The sequence below is a fragment of the Rhodococcus sp. NPDC058639 genome, assembly GCF_042717545.1.
GTDB lineage: Bacteria > Actinomycetota > Actinomycetes > Mycobacteriales > Mycobacteriaceae > Rhodococcus.
In genome coordinates, this window is record NZ_JBHXRF010000007.1 from 280,728 (window position 1) to 297,804 (window position 17,077).

General features: G+C 66.8%; 16 protein-coding genes. 15 read left to right on the forward strand and 1 reads right to left on the reverse strand.

Annotated elements, in window-relative coordinates:
* The first annotated feature begins 1 nt into the window (after position 1).
* The gene (locus ACFWU2_RS16050; protein ID WP_378607886.1) at positions 2-670 is read left to right on the forward strand and encodes a methionine ABC transporter permease; all 669 of its coding nucleotides are present in this window, start codon (positions 2-4) and stop codon (positions 668-670) included.
* Between the two features lie 349 nt (positions 671-1,019).
* Positions 1,020-1,262, forward strand: coding sequence for a hypothetical protein (locus ACFWU2_RS16055; RefSeq protein ID WP_378607888.1), 243 nt, complete (start codon positions 1,020-1,022; stop codon positions 1,260-1,262).
* A gap of 76 nt (positions 1,263-1,338) precedes the next feature.
* Here the strand turns inward: ACFWU2_RS16055 and ACFWU2_RS16060 are convergent, their stop codons facing one another.
* Positions 1,339-2,037, reverse strand: coding sequence for a GAF and ANTAR domain-containing protein (locus ACFWU2_RS16060; RefSeq protein WP_378607890.1), 699 nt, complete (start codon positions 2,035-2,037; stop codon positions 1,339-1,341).
* Positions 2,038-2,420: 383 nt separating this feature from the next.
* Between ACFWU2_RS16060 and ACFWU2_RS16065 the strand changes: the two genes are divergently transcribed.
* From ACFWU2_RS16065 to nuoL, 13 genes are all read left to right on the forward strand, one after another.
* Positions 2,421-3,755, forward strand: a complete 1,335-nt coding sequence (locus ACFWU2_RS16065) for a glycosyltransferase (RefSeq protein ID WP_378607892.1) — start codon at positions 2,421-2,423, stop codon at positions 3,753-3,755.
* 74 nt (positions 3,756-3,829) lie between these two features.
* Complete coding sequence (locus ACFWU2_RS16070; protein ID WP_378607894.1) at positions 3,830-4,249, forward strand: hypothetical protein; 420 nt, start codon at positions 3,830-3,832, stop codon at positions 4,247-4,249.
* A gap of 266 nt (positions 4,250-4,515) precedes the next feature.
* Positions 4,516-4,875: an NADH-quinone oxidoreductase subunit A gene (locus tag ACFWU2_RS16075; protein ID WP_169620050.1), complete on the forward strand. Its 360-nt coding sequence runs from the start codon at positions 4,516-4,518 to the stop codon at positions 4,873-4,875.
* A gap of 92 nt (positions 4,876-4,967) precedes the next feature.
* Entirely contained in the window at positions 4,968-5,522 is a 555-nt protein-coding gene (locus tag ACFWU2_RS16080; RefSeq protein WP_378607896.1) for a NuoB/complex I 20 kDa subunit family protein, read from the forward strand.
* Entirely contained in the window at positions 5,519-6,238 is a 720-nt protein-coding gene (locus tag ACFWU2_RS16085; RefSeq protein WP_378607898.1) for an NADH-quinone oxidoreductase subunit C, read from the forward strand. The genes ACFWU2_RS16080 and ACFWU2_RS16085 overlap by 4 nt, the downstream gene beginning before the upstream one ends.
* Positions 6,238-7,560 (forward strand): NADH dehydrogenase (quinone) subunit D, encoded by a 1,323-nt coding sequence (nuoD, locus tag ACFWU2_RS16090; protein ID WP_378607900.1) that lies wholly within the window; start codon positions 6,238-6,240, stop codon positions 7,558-7,560. The genes ACFWU2_RS16085 and nuoD overlap by 1 nt, the downstream gene beginning before the upstream one ends.
* Positions 7,557-9,698, forward strand: a complete 2,142-nt coding sequence (nuoF, locus tag ACFWU2_RS16095) for an NADH-quinone oxidoreductase subunit NuoF (protein ID WP_378607902.1) — start codon at positions 7,557-7,559, stop codon at positions 9,696-9,698. Before nuoD ends, nuoF begins: the two co-directional genes overlap by 4 nt.
* Positions 9,695-12,145: an NADH-quinone oxidoreductase subunit G gene (locus ACFWU2_RS16100; RefSeq protein WP_378607904.1), complete on the forward strand. Its 2,451-nt coding sequence runs from the start codon at positions 9,695-9,697 to the stop codon at positions 12,143-12,145. Before nuoF ends, ACFWU2_RS16100 begins: the two co-directional genes overlap by 4 nt.
* Positions 12,142-13,458, forward strand: coding sequence for an NADH-quinone oxidoreductase subunit NuoH (nuoH, locus tag ACFWU2_RS16105; RefSeq protein WP_378607906.1), 1,317 nt, complete (start codon positions 12,142-12,144; stop codon positions 13,456-13,458). The genes ACFWU2_RS16100 and nuoH overlap by 4 nt, the downstream gene beginning before the upstream one ends.
* A complete protein-coding gene (gene nuoI, locus ACFWU2_RS16110) occupies positions 13,451-13,999 on the forward strand; it encodes an NADH-quinone oxidoreductase subunit NuoI (RefSeq protein WP_378607908.1) in 549 nt (182 codons plus the stop codon). The genes nuoH and nuoI overlap by 8 nt, the downstream gene beginning before the upstream one ends.
* Complete coding sequence (locus ACFWU2_RS16115; RefSeq protein WP_378607910.1) at positions 13,999-14,820, forward strand: NADH-quinone oxidoreductase subunit J; 822 nt, start codon at positions 13,999-14,001, stop codon at positions 14,818-14,820. The genes nuoI and ACFWU2_RS16115 overlap by 1 nt, the downstream gene beginning before the upstream one ends.
* On the forward strand, positions 14,817-15,116 hold the full coding sequence (nuoK, locus tag ACFWU2_RS16120) for an NADH-quinone oxidoreductase subunit NuoK (RefSeq protein ID WP_378607912.1): 300 nt from the start codon (positions 14,817-14,819) through the stop codon (positions 15,114-15,116). The genes ACFWU2_RS16115 and nuoK overlap by 4 nt, the downstream gene beginning before the upstream one ends.
* A gap of 60 nt (positions 15,117-15,176) precedes the next feature.
* Positions 15,177-17,069: an NADH-quinone oxidoreductase subunit L gene (gene nuoL / locus ACFWU2_RS16125; protein ID WP_378607914.1), complete on the forward strand. Its 1,893-nt coding sequence runs from the start codon at positions 15,177-15,179 to the stop codon at positions 17,067-17,069.
* The last annotated feature ends 8 nt before the right edge of the window (positions 17,070-17,077 follow it).

Here is a 17,077-nt window from a genome sequence, read left to right on the forward strand (position 1 = left end):
GATGAACAAGCTCACTTGGTACGACTCCTTGCCCGAAGTGTGGGAGGCGACCCTCGAAACCCTGTACATGGTCACGGTGTCGTTCGTGCTCACCGTGATCGGGGGAGTGCTGGTGGGCATCGTCCTGCAGATCACCTCCCCGTCGGGCCTCCTGCCGCGGCGGACGCTCAACACGGTGCTCGGCGTGATCGTCAACCTGTTCCGGTCGCTGCCGTTCCTGATCCTGCTCATCGCGCTGATCGGAGTCACCCGGGCGATCGTCGGCACCGCGATCGGCCCGACGGCAGCGATCGTCCCGCTCACCATCGGCGCCATCCCGTTCTTCGCGCGGATCGTCGAGTCAGCGTTGCGGGAGGTGCCGCGCGGCCGGGTCGAGGCGGCCCAGGCCATGGGCGCGTCGACCGGGCAGATCGTGCGGAAGGTCCTGCTGCCGGAAGCGGTCTCTCCTCTGGTGGCCGGCGCCACGCTGACACTCGTCCTGCTCGTCGGGTATTCCGCCATGGCCGGGGTGATCGGCGGCGGTGGTCTCGGCGACTTCGCGATCGTGTACGGCTACCAGCGGTTCAATACCCCCGTGCTCCTCGTCGCGGTGGTCGTCCTGATCGTGATGGTGCAGATCATGCAATCCATCGGAGACGGCATCATCCGGGCGTACGCGCACCGGCGGTGACCGTTGCGTCCGTCGCCCCGAGCGGCCGGCACCACGGGTGAGAGGGGCGAGACCCTCGAATCGGGATCCGCACGGCGTCAGGGATCCTCTCGAGGGACGGGTACGTCCCGGCCGGGTCGGTGACGCGGAGGACACAAGCCGGTGACGAGGCACTAATCGATTGCGAGACGTCTATCACAGTTGATAGAATTTTCGTTACCGAATCCGCTCTCGTCGAGTGGGTGGGGAGCGCAACGCTGAATCCGTCGAACGACGGAGGTGCACACCGCCGTACCGAGAACTCGGTCGGTAAGGGTGCGGACGTGGGGGCGTCCGGCGACTGTGTTCCAGGGAGGGAACGGAGATCGTCATGGCTGCACACCGCCGAAAGGCATCCGAAAACGCGCCGTCGTCGCAGCGGAGGATGCTCGCCATACTCGTTCTCTCCGCCATGCTCACCATCGGGTTCATCGCTGCCGCACTCACCGGCTCGTACTCGATCGGCCTGATCTCGTCGTTGCTCATCGGAGCGTGCATCATCGTGGCCCACCTGATGATCGCACCCGATGCGATCACCGCGCGAGGAGACCGGTACGACCCTGCGCGGCAGTAGTTCTCGCCGAAATCGGCGTTTCGGGATCATCGCTGCCGGGTGCGATTCGCACACCGCCGGAGCGCCGACGACAGGGTCAGGCCGAAAGGCATCCCGACTCGTGTTGATCGACGACCCAGCGGGCGATCTCGAGCAATTTGATGTTGGCGTTCTGCGATGTCTTGACCAGCAGCGCGAATGCTTGCAACCCGGTGAGCTGTTCCCGGTGCATGAGAATTCCCTTGGCCTGACCGATGATGTCGCGGCTCGCCAGCGCAATGTCGAACTGCGCCTGCGCCGACGCACCGATCATCGCGATCGACGCGTGTTGCGCCAGGACACTGCCGACGAAACGCGACTCCTCGTCGAATGCGATGCCATCGTTGCCGTAGAGGTTGAGCGCGCCCAGATTGTCGCCCACGACGAAAAGTTGGAACGACAGCATTCTGCGCACGCCGAGACCGAACGCGGCACGGGCGAAACGTGGCCAGCGGGTTTCGGTCGCCATGTCCTCGATGTGCACCGTCCGGTGCTCACGCAGGGCGGTCAGGCAGGGGCCCTCTCCCAGTGCGGTCTGCAACTCGTCGAGTTCGGCAACGGTCGGATTGGTCGGCGCCTCGGCTGTAGTTTCGCGGCCTTCGACCTTCGAGATGCCGGCCCCCCATGCGCCGGGTATCAGACTGACAGCACCACCGGTGATCCCCCGCAGCGTGGCCTCGGGGCCGCTCTCGTTCTGGAGCTCGATCGCCAGATCGCCGAGGAGCTGCACCAGTTCCGGGGGAGAATCCGCGTTCATATAGTCGAGGATAAGGGTCGCGCCGGGTGGTGACGAACCGGCCACCGGGCGCGGAATTCCGTGAGGAGGTTTGCGCCCCGCAATTCGGGGTATTTCGTGTCCACTGGTTCAGTCGGTCCAGAATCGCGCCGACGCTCTCGTGTCCGGGGGATTTCGAGTACCTTTTTCCGGCATCGATACGGCAGACAGCGACGGCGTTCCGAGTCCGATTCGCGACGGCCTGGCAACGGAGGGGCGAGCGCCCCATCAGACCCGGTCGACAGATCGACTGTGTGCTTCCGATACGGACTGCAGATCCTCACACCTACGCAGACACCGGATCGGCAGGCGACGCCGGTGCCCGCGGACGCTCTTCGAACACCGACGAGAAGAAGGCGAACGTTATGCGGATCGCGATAGTTGCCGAGCACATCAGCCCAACTGCCGCTGTGGGCGGAGCTCACAGGGACCACAGTGCGCCGCATATTGCCGAGCTGTCGGCGGCGCTGTCCCGGGCCGGCCACACCCTGACCGTCTACACCCGCCGCGTTGCCCACGAACTGCCGGACCGGGTCGCCACCGAGCACGGTTACACGCTGGTCCAGGTGCCGGCGGGCCCCGCCACCGTGTTGGCAGAACCTCTTCTCGTGCCGTCGATGAGCACATTCGGCAGTTTCCTTGCACAGGAATGGATGCGAAACCGGCCCGATGTCGCTCATGCGGACTCGTGGACCACGGGCATCCCGACCCAACTTGCAGCCCGCGACCTCGGCGTGCCGACCGTGCAGTCCTACATCACGCTCGGCGTTACCGAGCACGGTCGGGGGAACAGCCCGGACAACGACACGTCCAACCGAATCCGGCTCGAACGCGTGCTCGCCAAGGGGGCCGGACGTGTCGTCGTGACCTGTTCCGAGCAGGTGTCCGACCTGGCGCGGATGGGCCTGCCGCGCACACGAGTGTCCGTGGTGCCCCTTGGTGTGGACCTCGACCGTTTCACCGTGTCGGGATCCGAAACAGCCCCGCGGCGAGGCCAGCGGTACCGGCTCGTCGTAGCGGGGGAGTTGATGCCGGAGGAAGGACTCGACGTCGCCGTAGCGGCGTTGCCACTGATGCCGGACACCGAACTGGTTATCGCCGGCGGAGTCGCACACGACGCAGCGGTCGACGAGCGCACGCGGTTGCTCGACCTCGCCGAGAAGCTCGGAGTGCACGACAGGGTGCACGTCGCGGGGTATGTCTCGCATGACGACATGCCGGCACTGCTCAGGTCTGCCGACGTGGTGGTGTGCACATCCGGGCGCGAACCTTCCGCGAGTGTCGCTCTCGAAGCAATGGCGTGTGGACGCCCGGTGGTCGCCTCGGCGGTCGGTACTCTGCGGGACACCGTCGTCGACGGGGTGACCGGGCTCCTGGTACCGCCGCGTTCACCACGCGCTCTGGCCACGAGCGTGCGTGAGTTGCTCGCCGACGTTGTCCGACACGGTTCCTTCGGGGTGGCAGGGCGGGATCGTGCCGTCACGCGTTATTCGTGGGACCGGGTCGCCACCGACACCCTCGCCGCCTACGGACGGGTGGTGCGTCGATCCCACCCCCTGCCCAGCAGCCGCTCACATGCGAGCACCGTGGCACGAGGTCGCGTGAACACAGGGGAGGAGCGCGCTGACGCGGTTGCTCGAAAGCCCTCGGACGATCTCGCCGTCGGAACCCAGGACTTCGACACCGGCAACTCGCAATGAGACCTTTCGCGACACGCCCGGCGGCTACGGCCGGATGCGCCCGCCCCGTCTGAGGAGCCTCTAGCATCGGGCGCGTGACCGCCGCGCCCAACAGCACCAGTCCCTCCGCGCCGCTGCGGATACTCCTCTACAGCGACGACGCGGGTGTGCGCGCCCAGTTGAGGTCTGCGCTCGGAGACCGGGTGCACCCCGACCTGCCCCCGCTCGAGTACCTCGAAGTGGCCACTGCGCCGGTGGTGATCGCACACATGGACGCGGGGGAAGTCGACCTCGCGATACTCGACGGTGAGGCGGCGCCCGCGGGCGGACTGGGCATCGCGAAACAACTCAAGGACGAGATCGATCCGTGCCCGCCGATCGTGGTGCTCACGGGCAGAGCCGATGATGCGTGGCTCGCGTCCTGGTCGCGTGCCGAGGCGGTCGTCACGCGTCCGATCGACCCGCTGACGCTCGCTCGTGAAGTGGTACGGCTGCTGCGCCCGACCGACCGCTGAAGCGCCGGGGAACCGCTACCGAACCGACCGCTCAGTACCGAACGGCGCGGACGAACCTACCCCATCCGCACCTTGCTCCCGAGCGGACACGCGCGACGGAATTCTGCATCCGAAATCGCTGACAAGTGCGGCACGAACGCTACTAGTGTGTGTGCGGTAGCTCACATGTGACCGAGTTGTCCTGGATTGCCGGGCTCGGGCACCCGGGGACGAAGGTTCTGTGACTACGGCACGACCGGGAGACGTCAGCGGAACCGGAGGTGGCGATGAACGTCTATGTACCGATCCTGGTGCTGGGAGCGATCGCTGTCGCGTTCGCGGTGTTCTCGGTGGTCGTCGCGTCGATAGCCGGCCCGAGCCGCTACAACCGGGCCAAGCTGGAAGCGTACGAATGCGGTATCGATCCGACACCGCAGCCCGTGGGCGGTGGACGTTTTCCCGTCAAGTACTACCTCACGGCCATGCTGTTCATCATTTTCGATATCGAAATCGTCTTCTTGTATCCGTGGGCGGTGAATTTCGACGCGCTGGGCGTGTTCGGACTGCTCGCGATGGGGCTGTTCATGGTCAATGTGTTCGTCGCGTACGCCTACGAATGGAAACGCGGAGGACTCGCCTGGGAGTAGCCGGGGTGACGCACCCGCCGAGGGGTGGTGCCGTCGAAGTGGCTGCGCGAGAAAGTGATCCACACCAACGACGGAAGTGGTAGGAGTCGAACATGGGTCTCGAGGAGAAGGTGCCGAGCGGGTTTCTGCTGAGCACGGTCGAAACCCTCGCCGGATTCGCACGAAAGGGTTCGCTGTGGCCGGCGTCCTTCGGCCTCGCGTGTTGCGCGATCGAAATGATGTCCACTGCGGGAGGCCGCTACGACCTCGCACGATTCGGGATGGAAGCCTTCCGGGCGTCCCCCCGGCAGGCCGACGTCATGATCGTCGCCGGCCGGGTCAGCCAGAAGATGGCGCCGGCGCTGCGCCAGGTCTACGACCAGATGGTCGAACCCAAATGGGTGCTCGCCATGGGGGTGTGCGCGTCCTCGGGCGGCATGTTCAACAATTACGCCATCGTCCAGGGCGTCGACCATGTGGTGCCGGTCGACATCTACCTGCCCGGGTGCCCCCCGCGCCCGGAAATGCTGATCCACGCGATTCTCGCGCTGCACGAGAAGATTGCGCACATGCCTCTCGGTGCCAACCGCGAGGACGCTGTGCGCGCCGCCGAGGAGGCCGCACTCTCGGCACGCCCGCTCATCGAGTTGACGGTGCCGCGGCGATGACGGGCGAGCACTCCTCCGAGACCGGCAGGGAACAGATCGACTCCGAGACCGGCAGGGAACAGATCGACGTCCGGCGCGGCATGTTCGGTGCCCGCGACAGCGGCGACACCTCCGGGTACGGGCGCCTCGTACGGAGGATCACCCTCCCCGGCAGTTCGCCACGGCCCTACGGCGGCTATTTCGACGATGTGGCCGACGCGCTCGTCGATGCGCTGGGGCCCACCGCGGGTGAGGGCTTCGCCGACGCGGTCGAGAAGATCGTCGTCTTCCGCGACGAAATGACGATCCATGTCCGCCGAGAGCATCTGCCGCACGTCGCTCTCACCCTGCGCAACGACCCCGCGCTGCGTTTCGAACTGTGCCTGGGCGTCAGTGGGGTGCACTATCCCGAGGAGACCGGGCGGGAACTCCACGCGGTGTACCCCCTCATGTCCATCACGCACAATCGGCGCGTGCGACTCGAAGTCACTGCACCGGAGTCCGATCCGCACATCCCGTCGCTCTACGCCATCTATCCGACCAACGACTGGCACGAGCGCGAAACCTACGACTTCTTCGGAATCAGGTTCGACGGTCACCCCGCCCTGACCCGTATCGAAATGCCCGACGACTGGTCCGGGCATCCCCAGCGCAAGGACTACCCCCTCGGCGGGATCCCCGTGGAGTACAAGGGCGCCACCATCGCGCCTCCGGACGAACGGAGGGCATACAGCTGATGAGCGACACAGCAGCGACGTCCGGCGCCGCGCGTGACGACACTATCCTCACCGCGTCCGGCCAGGACTGGGACGAGGTCGTCACGGCCGCCGCGGCGGCGGGCGAAGACCACATCGTGGTCAACATGGGTCCGCAGCACCCGTCCACGCACGGCGTCCTTCGGCTCGTCCTCGAGATCGACGGCGAAACCATCACCGAAGCGCGATGCAGTATCGGCTATCTGCACACCGGGATCGAGAAGAACCTCGAATACCGCAACTGGACGCAGGGCGTCACGTTCGTCACCCGCATGGACTATCTCGCGCCGTTCTTCAACGAGGCTGCGTACTGCCTCGGCGTGGAGAAACTGCTCGACATCACCCACCTCGTGCCCGAGCGGGCCGACGTCATCCGGGTGATGCTCATGGAACTCAACCGGATTTCCTCGCACATGGTCGCCCTCGCGACCGGAGGTATGGAACTCGGCGCCACCACGCCGATGCTGTTCGGCTTCCGCGAGCGCGAACTGATCCTCGACGTCTTCGAAACCATCACCGGACTTCGGATGAATCACGCGTACATCCGGCCGGGCGGGCTGGTCCAGGACCTCCCCTCCGACGCGGTCCCGAAGATCCGCGATCTGCTGGCGATCCTGCCCTCGAGGATCCGCGACATGGAAATGCTTCTCGACGACAACCCGATCTTCATCTCGCGCACCCGGGGCATCGGCTACCTCGACCTCACCGGGTGCATGGCGCTGGGCGTCACCGGGCCCATCCTGCGGTCGACCGGACTGCCGCACGACCTGCGCAAAGCACAGCCGTACTGCGGATACGAGAACTACGAATTCGACGTGGTCACCGACACCGGCAGCGACTGTTACGGCAGGTACCGGATCCGGATCGGTGAAATGAAGGAGTCGCTGAAGATCGTCGAACAGTGCCTCGACCGGCTCCGCCCGGGCCCCGTGATGGTGGAGGACAGGAAGATCGCGTGGCCGTCGCAACTTACCCGCGGCAGCGACGGTCTCGGCAATTCCCCCGAGCACATCCGCCGGATCATGGGCACGTCCATGGAGGGACTGATCCACCATTTCAAGCTCGTCACCGAAGGACTGCGGGTGCCCGCGGGCCAGGTGTACGTCTCGGTCGAGTCGCCTCGTGGCGAATTGGGGGTCCATATGGTCAGCGACGGCGGCACACGGCCCTACCGGGTGCACTACCGCGACCCGTCGTTCACGAACCTCCAAGCGGTGGCTGCCATGTGTGAGGGCGGCATGGTGTCCGACGTGATCGCCTCGCTTGCGAGCATCGATCCGGTGATGGGTGGGGTGGACCGATGAGCACCGAATACGTCCGCAAGGGAGACACACCCGTTCCCACCGGAGGGCAGGAACCGGTCTTCCTTCCGCTCGGGCCGCGACCGGAGGAAGACGCCGCGATCGTGCGCCCGGGTGCACGCCGCAGCTATCCCGACGACGTGCTCGCCCGTCTCGAGAAGGATGCCGCCGAGATCATCGGCCGCTACCCCCACGATCGGTCCGCCCTGCTTCCGCTGCTGCACCTCGTCCAGGCCGAGGACAGCTACATCACGCCCGCAGGACTCGAATTCTGCGCCCGGCAACTGGGATTGTCCGGCGCGGAGGTCGCTGCGGTCGCCACTTTCTACACCATGTACCGGCGCAAGCCCGCCGGCACCTACCACGTCGGAGTGTGCACGAACGCGCTCTGCGCCGTCATGGGCGGTGACGAGATCTTCGAAACTGTGCGGGATCATCTCGGCGTCGGCAACGGCGACACCACCGAGGACGGCGTGGTCACGCTCGAGCACATCGAATGCAACGCCGCATGCGATTTCGCCCCCGTGATGACCGTCAACTGGGAACTGTTCGACAACGCCTCCGTGGAGTCCGCGGTCGACCTCGTCGACGACCTCCGTGCGGGACGGCCGCCGCAGCCCACCCGCGGCGCCGCGCTCACGACCTTCCGCGACACCTCCCGGCTGCTCGCCGGATTCCCCGACGAACGCGACGGTGCGCTCGAAGCCGGCGGCAGCGCCGGTGACGCCTCGCTGGCCGGTCTGCGCGTCGCTCGCGATCGCGGTATGGCCGCCCCGCCGGCGCCGCGCGACGGCGACGACCACGCCGACAGCGACCCAGGAAACGTCGGGACGTCTCTGACTCCCGTGCTCACGCGGACCTGGGGCGATGACGAAGCGTGGACCCTCGACACCTATCGCCGTCATCACGGATACGAGGCGTTGCCGATCGCCCTCGGCATGGAACCCGACGCCGTGGTGTCGGCGGTCAAGGACGCGGGCCTGCGCGGACGTGGGGGCGCCGGCTTCTCCACCGGCACCAAGTGGTCGTTCATTCCGCAGGGTGACGACAAGCCCCACTACCTCGTCGTCAACGCCGACGAATCCGAGCCCGGGACCTGTAAGGACATCCCGCTCCTGTTCGCCACTCCGCACGCGCTCGTCGAAGGCGCGATCATCGCGGCCTACGCGATCCGCGCGCGGCACGCGTTCATCTACCTCCGCGGTGAGGCGGTTCCGGTACTGCGGCGACTGCAAGCCGCGGTCGCCGACGCGTACACCGCCGGATACCTCGGCAACGACATCCTCGGCTCCGGATACGACCTCGATCTCGTCGTGCACGCCGGCGCCGGCGCCTACATCTGCGGCGAAGAAACCGCGATGCTCGACTCGCTCGAAGGCCGTCGCGGCCAGCCGCGACTGCGGCCACCGTTCCCCGCGGTCGCGGGCCTGTACGCGTGCCCCACCGTGGTCAACAACGTCGAATCCATCGCCAACGTGCCGCCGATCATCCGCAACGGAGTCGAGTGGTACCGGTCGATGGGCACCGAGAAATCTCCGGGATTCGCCTTGTTCTCCTTGTCGGGGCACGTCACGACTCCGGGCCAGTACGAGGCTCCGCTCGGGATCACGCTGCGCGAACTGCTCGAGTACGCGGGCGGTGTCCGTGCCGGTCACGAGCTGAAGTTCTGGACTCCGGGCGGCTCGTCCACACCGATCTTCACCGCCGAGCACCTCGACACACCGCTCGACTACGAAAGTGTCGCCGCCGCAGGATCGATGCTCGGGACGCGTGCCCTGCAGATCTTCGACGACACGACATGCGTGGTCCGGACGGTGTTGCGCTGGAGCGAGTTCTACGCCCACGAGTCGTGCGGGAAATGCACCCCCTGCCGCGAAGGCACGTGGTGGCTCGTGCAGATCCTCGAGCGGCTCGAGGCGGGCCGGGGCACCGAGGAGGACCTCGCCACACTGCTCGACATCTCCGACAACATCCTGGGCCGGGCGTTCTGTGCACTCGGCGACGGTGCGACGAGTCCGATCACCTCGTCGATCGGGTACTTCCGCGACGAGTACCGCGCACACGTCGAACAGGGCCGCTGCCCCTTCGATCCGCACAGCGCCACACTCGCCGCCGGCGCAGTACGCGAGGAGACTTCATGAGCACAGCTTCCGGCACGGACCCGGCCGGCACCGCCCCGGCGGACGATCAGGTCACCGTCACCATCGACGACGTCGAAATCCGCGTCCCCAAGGGAACATTGGTGATCCGCGCGGCCGAATTCGTCGGCGTGCAAATCCCTCGCTTCTGCGACCATCCGTTGCTCGACCCGGTCGGAGCGTGCCGGCAGTGCCTGGTGGACGTCGAAGGGCAGCGCAAACCGCTGGCCTCGTGCACCACCGTGGTGACCGACGGCATGGTCGTCCGGACCCAGGCCACCTCGCCCGTGGCGGACAAAGCGCAGCGCGGAGTCATGGAATTGCTGCTCATCAACCATCCGCTCGACTGCCCGGTGTGCGACAAGGGTGGTGAATGCCCTTTGCAGAACCAGGCATTGAGCAACGGACGCGCCGAATCCCGGTACATCGAAGAAAAGCGCACCTACCCCAAACCGATCGCGATCTCGTCACAGGTGCTGCTCGACCGGGAACGCTGCGTCCTGTGCGCGCGCTGCACCCGTTTCTCGGATCAGATCGCCGGCGATCCGTTCGTCGACATGCTCGAGCGTGGGGCACGGCAACAGGTCGGCATCTACACCGAGGAACCGTTCGAATCGTACTTCTCGGGAAACACCGTGCAGGTCTGTCCCGTCGGGGCGCTCACCGGCGCCGCCTACCGATTCCGGGCGAGGCCGTTCGATCTCGTGTCCAGCCCGAGCGTGTGTGAACACTGTGCCAGCGGATGCGCACAGCGCACCGACCATCGTCGCGGCGTGGTGCTCCGGCGACTCGCCGGTGACGATCCGCAGGTCAACGAGGAGTGGAACTGCGACAAGGGCCGGTGGGCGTTCGCGTACGCCACCCTGCCCGGCCGGCTCACCGGCCCGCTCGTCCGCGACGACTCGGGTGAACTCGTCCCCGCCTCCTGGCCCATGGCACTGGCCGTGGCGGCGCGCGGCCTGAAAGCAGCCCAGGGCACGGCCGGGGTACTGGTCGGCGGGCGGCTCACCCGGGAGGACGCCTACGCATACGCGAAATTCGCCCGCGTCGCGCTCCGGACCAACGACATCGACTTCCGGTCCCGGATCCACTCGGCGGAGGAAACACAGTTCCTCGCCACCCGCGTCGCGGGACGCGGCATCGGTGTCACCTATCGCGACCTCGAGAACGCGCCGGTCGTGCTCCTGGTCGGTGTCGAACCCGAAGAGGAATCACCCATCGTGTTCCTCCGGCTACGCAAAGCCGTCCGGACCGGGCGAACCGCGGTCTGGACCGTCGCGCCGTATGCGGGTGCCGGGGCGAAGAAAATGCAAGCCCGCGTGCTCGGGTGCGTTCCCGGCACCGAGGCGGAACTGCTCGACGCGGTGCGCTCGGGCGACCGGCAGGATTTCGACACCGACCTTCTGCGCCGCGACGGGGCAGTCGTTCTCGTAGGTGAGCGTCTCGCCGGCGCCCCGGGCGGACTCACCGCCGCCGCCCGGCTCGCCGACGCCACGGGTGCGCGCCTGGCGTGGATCCCGCGGCGCGCCGGGGAACGTGGCGCGCTCGATGCGGGCGCGTTCCCCGCGCTGCTTCCCGGTGGCCGTGCCGTCACCGACAGCGACGCGCGGCGCGAGGTCGCCGCGGTGTGGAATCTGCCTTCGGCGGACGCTCTTCCGGACGTTCCCGGTCGCGACACCACTGCGATGCTCGAGGCCGCGGCAGCAGGCGATCTCGGCGCTCTGGTCGTCGCCGGAGTGGAGATCGCCGATCTCCCCGACCCGGACGCGGCGCGGGCGGCGCTCGCCGCCGCGCCGTTCGTCGTCAGTCTCGAAATGCGCCGCAGTGAGGTCACCGACCGTGCCGATGTCGTGTTTCCCGTCGCGTCCGTGGCCGAAAAGTCCGGCACATTCGTCGACTGGGAGGGTAGGGCACGACCCTTCGGAACCGCACTGCGCGAGACCGACTCGATGCCCGACCAGCGTGTACTGCACGCGATCGCGGACGCCATGGACATCGATCTCGGTGCGTCCGACACCGCGTCGGCGCGGACCGAACTCGACCGTGTGGGCGATCGTCCGGCGCCGGACGCACCGCTTCCCGACATCATCTCCACCGAACACGAACGCCCCAGTCTCGGCGAAGCGGTTCTGGCAACCTGGCGGATGCTGCTGGACGCGGGACGGCTCCAGGACGGCGAGCCGAATCTGGCCGGGACCGCGCGGGTACCGGTCGTGCGGCTGTCGGAGCCCACGGCCGCCGAGATCGGTGCCCGCGACGGCGAATCGGTCACCGTGTTCACCGAGCGCGGTGAGATCACGCTGCCGCTCGTGATCGACGCGCTCCCCGAGCGGGTGGTGTGGCTCCCGATGGCCTCGCCCGGTGCCGGCGTTCACGAACACCTCGCCGCGACGGCCGGTGACGTGGTGGGTATCCGTGCCGCGCTTCCGGATACGGAGGTACCGCAATGATCATCTCCGCCGACCGGTCCGTGCCGACCGCGCGGGAGGTCGACCTGTCGATGTTCGGGATCGACCCCTGGTGGCTCGTGATCGTCAAAGCAGTGCTGATCTTCGCGTTCCTGGTGCTCACCACACTCGTGCTGATCCTCGCGGAACGCAAGATCATGGCGTGGATGCAGATGCGGGTCGGACCGGACCGGGTCGGACCGAAGGGGCTGCTGCAAACCGTCGCGGACGGCATCAAACTCGGCCTCAAGGAGGGCATCATCCCCAGCGGGGTGGACAAACCCCTCTACCTGCTCGCGCCCGTGATCGCGACCGCCCCCGCACTCATGGCCTTCGCGGTCATTCCGTTCGGTCCCGTGGTCTCCGTGTTCGGGGAACGCACCCCGCTGCAGTTGACCGACCTTCCCGTCGCAGTGCTCTACATCCTCGCCGTCACCTCGATCGGTGTGTACGGCATCGTGCTCGCCGGATGGGCGTCGGGATCGACGTACCCGCTGCTGGGCGGAGTGCGCTCGACGGCGCAGGTCATTTCGTACGAGATCGCGATGGGACTGTGTTTCGCCGCGGTCTTCCTGCTCGCCGGCACCATGTCGACGTCGGGGATCGTCGCCGAGCAGACGGGGATCTGGTTCGCCCTGCTCCTGCTGCCCGCATTCCTCATCTACTGCGTGTCGATGGTCGGTGAGACGAACCGGGCGCCGTTCGACCTTCCCGAAGCCGAGGGCGAACTCGTCGGCGGGTTCCACACCGAATACTCCTCCCTCCGGTTCGCGATGTTCATGCTCGCCGAGTACGTCAACATGATCACCGTCTCGGGGCTGGCCACCACGTTGTTCCTCGGTGGCTGGCGCGCACCGTGGCCGCTGAGCATCTGGGACGGAGCGAACACCGGATGGTGGCCGCTGCTGTGGTTCGTCGTGAAGATCTGGCTGGTGCTGTTCGTATTCGTGTGGCTGCGGGCCACACTGCCCCGCCTGCGCTACGACCAGTTCATGGCACTGGGATGGAAGGTGCTCATCCCGATCGCCGTGGTGTGGGTGATGGTGGTCGCCGTCATCGTTCTTCTCGCCGACGAAGGGCGCCTGCCCGCCACCGCGTCGCTCGTCGTCGCGGGCATCGTCGTCTCGGCGGTCTCGCTCTGGTACCTCGGGTACCGGTGGCGTCGCACGGCAGACCCCCGCAACGACACCGGCACCGGCACAGCCGTGCCGCCCGTTCGGCACGACCCCACGATGGGTGGCTACCCGGTGCCTCCGCTGCCAGGGCAACTGCCCGCGAGTGCGCCGGCCACAACCCAGGAGGAGAGCAATGTCTGAATTCCTCGGCCCGCTCGCCGGTTTCGGCGTGACCTTTTCGACCATGTTCAAAAAGCCCAACACCGAGTTCTACCCGGAAGAAAAGAACCCGACCGCGGAGCGTTACCACGGCCGCCACCAACTCAATCGGTACGCGGACGGACTCGAGAAATGCATTGGGTGTGAACTCTGCGCGTGGGCGTGCCCGGCCGACGCCATCTACGTCGAGGGAGCGGACAACACCGAGAGCGAACGGTATTCGCCGGGTGAGCGATACGGACGCGTCTACCAGATCAACTACCTGCGCTGTATCGGCTGCGGACTGTGCATCGAGGCGTGTCCCACCCGCGCCCTGACGATGACCAACGACTACGAGATGGTCGACGACAACCGCACCGATCTCATCTACGACAAGGATCGCCTTCTCGCGCCACTGCAGGACGGAATGCAGCCACCGCCGCATCCCATGTCGCCGGGGGCCACGGACGAGGACTACTACCGCGGCACCGTCCCGCCGGTGGACGACGGCGATGCGTCGGCTCCGACGGAAGGGCAACAGTGATGAGTGCGCCGGGGACAATGCTGCTCGCACAGGAACTCACCCGCACCTCGACCGGGGAAGGGGTGCAGTTCTGGATTCTCGCGACCGTCGCGGTCATCGGTGCACTCGGCGTCGTCGGCGCGGCGAAGGCCGTCTATTCGGCGATCTTCCTCGCCATGACCATGGTGGTGCTCGCCGTGTTCTACATCGCGCAAGGGGCGTTGTTCCTCGGTGTCGTGCAGGTGGTCGTCTACACCGGTGCCGTCATGATGTTGTTCCTGTTCGTGCTCATGCTCGTGGGCATCGACTCGTCGGATTCGCTGGTCGAGACACTGCGTGCACAGCGTGTTCTCGCCATCGCGGTGGGAATCGGCTTCGGGGTGCTGCTGATCGGCGGACTCGGAAACGCAGCGGTGACGGGCTTTGTCGGCTTCGACTCCGCCGACGCGGCCGGAAATGTCGAAGAACTCTCCGTACTGCTGTTCCTGGACTACGTCTGGGCCTTCGAACTCACCGGCGCTCTGCTGATCACCGCGACCATCGGCGCGATGGTGCTCGCGCACCGGGAACGGCTCGGTCCGCGGCGCACCCAGCGTGAACTCTCCGAGGAACGGTTCCGCAACGGAGGCCGGGTGACTCCGCTGCCCGGACCGGGCGTCTACGCCCGGCACAACGCCGCCGATGTTCCGGCGATGCTTCCCGACGGCTCGTTCGCGGACAGTTCCGTCGGTCCGCTGTTGCGGCGGATCGGGCGGGACTGGGGGCCGGGCGATCTCGGCATCCAGGGCCCCACAGAGCAGGGGGAGTCCCGACGCGCCGGTGACGAGGGGGAGCGGCCGTGAATCCCGAGAACTATCTCTACCTGTCAGCGTTGCTGTTCACGATCGGCGCCTCCGGAGTGCTGTTGCGGCGCAACGCGATCGTCGTCTTCATGTGCATCGAACTCATGCTGAACGCGGCGAATCTCGCGTTCGTCACGTTCGCGAGAATGCACGGCAACCTGCACGGTCAGGTCTTCGCCTTCTTCACGATGGTGGTCGCGGCAGCCGAAGTGGTGGTGGGGCTCGCGATCATCGTCACCATCTTCCGGACTCGTCGCTCCACCTCGGTGGACAACGCGGATCTTCTCAAATACTGACGGTCGCCCCCAAAGGACGGTGAGAGTGACGAACCACGACGCGCCGAGAGGACACAGGACATGAACTCGTTCCCCTCGTCGGCACTCTGGTTGATTCCCGCGATCCCACTGTTCGGGGCAGCGGTACTACTACTCGCGGGGCACCGCAGCGACAGGTGGGGTCACCTGCTCGGCTGCGGCACCGCAATCGTGTCGTTCGTGCTCGGCGCGGTCGTGTTCGCGCAGATGCTCGGCACGGACGCCGACGCACGCAGCACCGGGCAGACTCTGTTCGACTGGGTGTCCGTCGGCGGGCTGCAGGTCGACCTCGGGCTCCGGATCGACCAGCTGTCGGTGTGTTTCGTGCTGCTGATCACCGGGGTGGGGGCGCTGATCCACCTCTACTCGGTCGGATACATGGCCCACGACGCCGCCCGTCGGAAGTTCTTCGCGTATCTCAACCTGTTCCTCGCGGCGATGCTGGTGCTGGTTCTCGCCGACAACTTCCTCGTCCTGTACCTCGGCTGGGAGGGCGTGGGACTCGCGTCGTATCTGCTGATCGGTTTCTGGCAGCACAAGCCCTCCGCGGCGACGGCCGCGAAGAAGGCGTTCGTGGTCAACCGCGTGGGAGACATGGGACTGCTCGTCGCGCTCATGATCATGTTCGCCACCTTCGGCTCCTTGGACTACGACACGGTGTTCGCAGCCGTACCCGACGCGAGCGAGGGGATCGTCACCGCGCTGGGATTGATGCTGCTGCTCGCCGCGTGCGCGAAATCGGCACAGCTGCCGCTGCAATCGTGGCTCGGCGACGCGATGGAAGGCCCGACCCCGGTCTCCGCGCTCATCCACGCGGCGACGATGGTCACCGCCGGCGTCTACCTCATCGTCCGGGCGAACGCGGTGTTCGAGGCCGCACCAGCCGCGAGGCTCGCCGTGGTGATCGTCGGCGCCGCCACGTTGTTGTTCGGCGCGATCATCGGCTGCGCGAAGGACGACATCAAGAAAGCACTCGCCGCGTCCACGATGAGCCAGATCGGGTACATGGTGCTCGCCGCCGGGCTGGGACCCGCCGGATGCGCCTTCGCGATCCTGCATCTGCTCACCCACGGATTCTTCAAGGCCGGGTTGTTCCTCGGCGCGGGCTCGGTGATGCACGCGATGAACGACGAGACCGACATGCGCCGATTCGGCGGGCTGCGGACGGTCATGCCCATCACCTTCGCCACGTTCGGTCTCGGGTACCTCGCGATCATCGGCGTTCCGCCGTTTTCCGGGTTCTTCTCCAAGGACAAGATCATCGAAGTCGCGTTCGCCGAGGGCGGGGTGCGGGGAGCCGTACTGGGAATCGCGGCGTTGCTCGGCGCGGGGCTGACCGCGTTCTATATGAGCCGCGTGATGATCATGACCTTCTTCGGAGAACGGCGGTGGGAGCAGCCCGCCGAACCGCACGAAGCCCCACGGATCATGACGTGGCCGATGATCGTGCTCGCGATCGGATCGGTGGCCGCGGGCGGTGCGCTGGTGGCCGGCGGGGCGCTCGAGCATTGGCTCGAACCGGTGGTGGGGGTCGCACCCCACGGCGGCGGACTGCCGGTGTGGCTGGTCACGACGCTCACACTCGGTGTGGTCGCCGTCGGGGTCGCCGCGGCGTACCGGCAGTACGCGACGCGACCGGTGCCCGAGTCCGCCCCGGTCGACGTGTCGTCGTTCACGACTGCCGCCCGCCGGGACCTCTACAGCGACACCGTGAACGAAGCGGTCTTCATGCGTCCCGGGTGGGTGGCGGTCAGTGTGCTCCGTGAGGTCGAAAGCCGCGGAATCGACGGCACGATCGACGGAACGGCAGCCGTCCTCGGTGGTGTGTCCCGCCGGTTGCGCCGACTGCAGACCGGGTTCGTCCGGTCGTACGCCCTCTACATGTTCGCGGGCGCGACGATCGTCGTCGGCGCCCTGATGCTGGTGAGACTGTGATGGGGGTG

Bases quoted from the DNA above. Each gene is read 5' to 3' on its own strand.
- ACFWU2_RS16050 (WP_378607886.1), top strand. From the start codon at position 2: ATGAACAAGCTCACTTGGTACGACTCCTTGCCCGAAGTGTGGGAGGCG.
- ACFWU2_RS16055 (WP_378607888.1), top strand. From the start codon at position 1,020: ATGGCTGCACACCGCCGAAAGGCATCCGAAAACGCGCCGTCGTCGCAG.
- ACFWU2_RS16060 (WP_378607890.1), bottom strand. From the start codon at position 2,037: ATGAACGCGGATTCTCCCCCGGAACTGGTGCAGCTCCTCGGCGATCTG.
- ACFWU2_RS16065 (WP_378607892.1), top strand. From the start codon at position 2,421: ATGCGGATCGCGATAGTTGCCGAGCACATCAGCCCAACTGCCGCTGTG.
- ACFWU2_RS16075 (WP_169620050.1), top strand. From the start codon at position 4,516: ATGAACGTCTATGTACCGATCCTGGTGCTGGGAGCGATCGCTGTCGCG.
- ACFWU2_RS16080 (WP_378607896.1), top strand. From the start codon at position 4,968: ATGGGTCTCGAGGAGAAGGTGCCGAGCGGGTTTCTGCTGAGCACGGTC.
- ACFWU2_RS16085 (WP_378607898.1), top strand. From the start codon at position 5,519: ATGACGGGCGAGCACTCCTCCGAGACCGGCAGGGAACAGATCGACTCC.
- nuoD (WP_378607900.1), top strand. From the start codon at position 6,238: ATGAGCGACACAGCAGCGACGTCCGGCGCCGCGCGTGACGACACTATC.
- nuoF (WP_378607902.1), top strand. From the start codon at position 7,557: ATGAGCACCGAATACGTCCGCAAGGGAGACACACCCGTTCCCACCGGA.
- ACFWU2_RS16100 (WP_378607904.1), top strand. From the start codon at position 9,695: ATGAGCACAGCTTCCGGCACGGACCCGGCCGGCACCGCCCCGGCGGAC.
- nuoH (WP_378607906.1), top strand. From the start codon at position 12,142: ATGATCATCTCCGCCGACCGGTCCGTGCCGACCGCGCGGGAGGTCGAC.
- nuoI (WP_378607908.1), top strand. From the start codon at position 13,451: ATGTCTGAATTCCTCGGCCCGCTCGCCGGTTTCGGCGTGACCTTTTCG.
- ACFWU2_RS16115 (WP_378607910.1), top strand. From the start codon at position 13,999: ATGAGTGCGCCGGGGACAATGCTGCTCGCACAGGAACTCACCCGCACC.
- nuoL (WP_378607914.1), top strand. From the start codon at position 15,177: ATGAACTCGTTCCCCTCGTCGGCACTCTGGTTGATTCCCGCGATCCCA.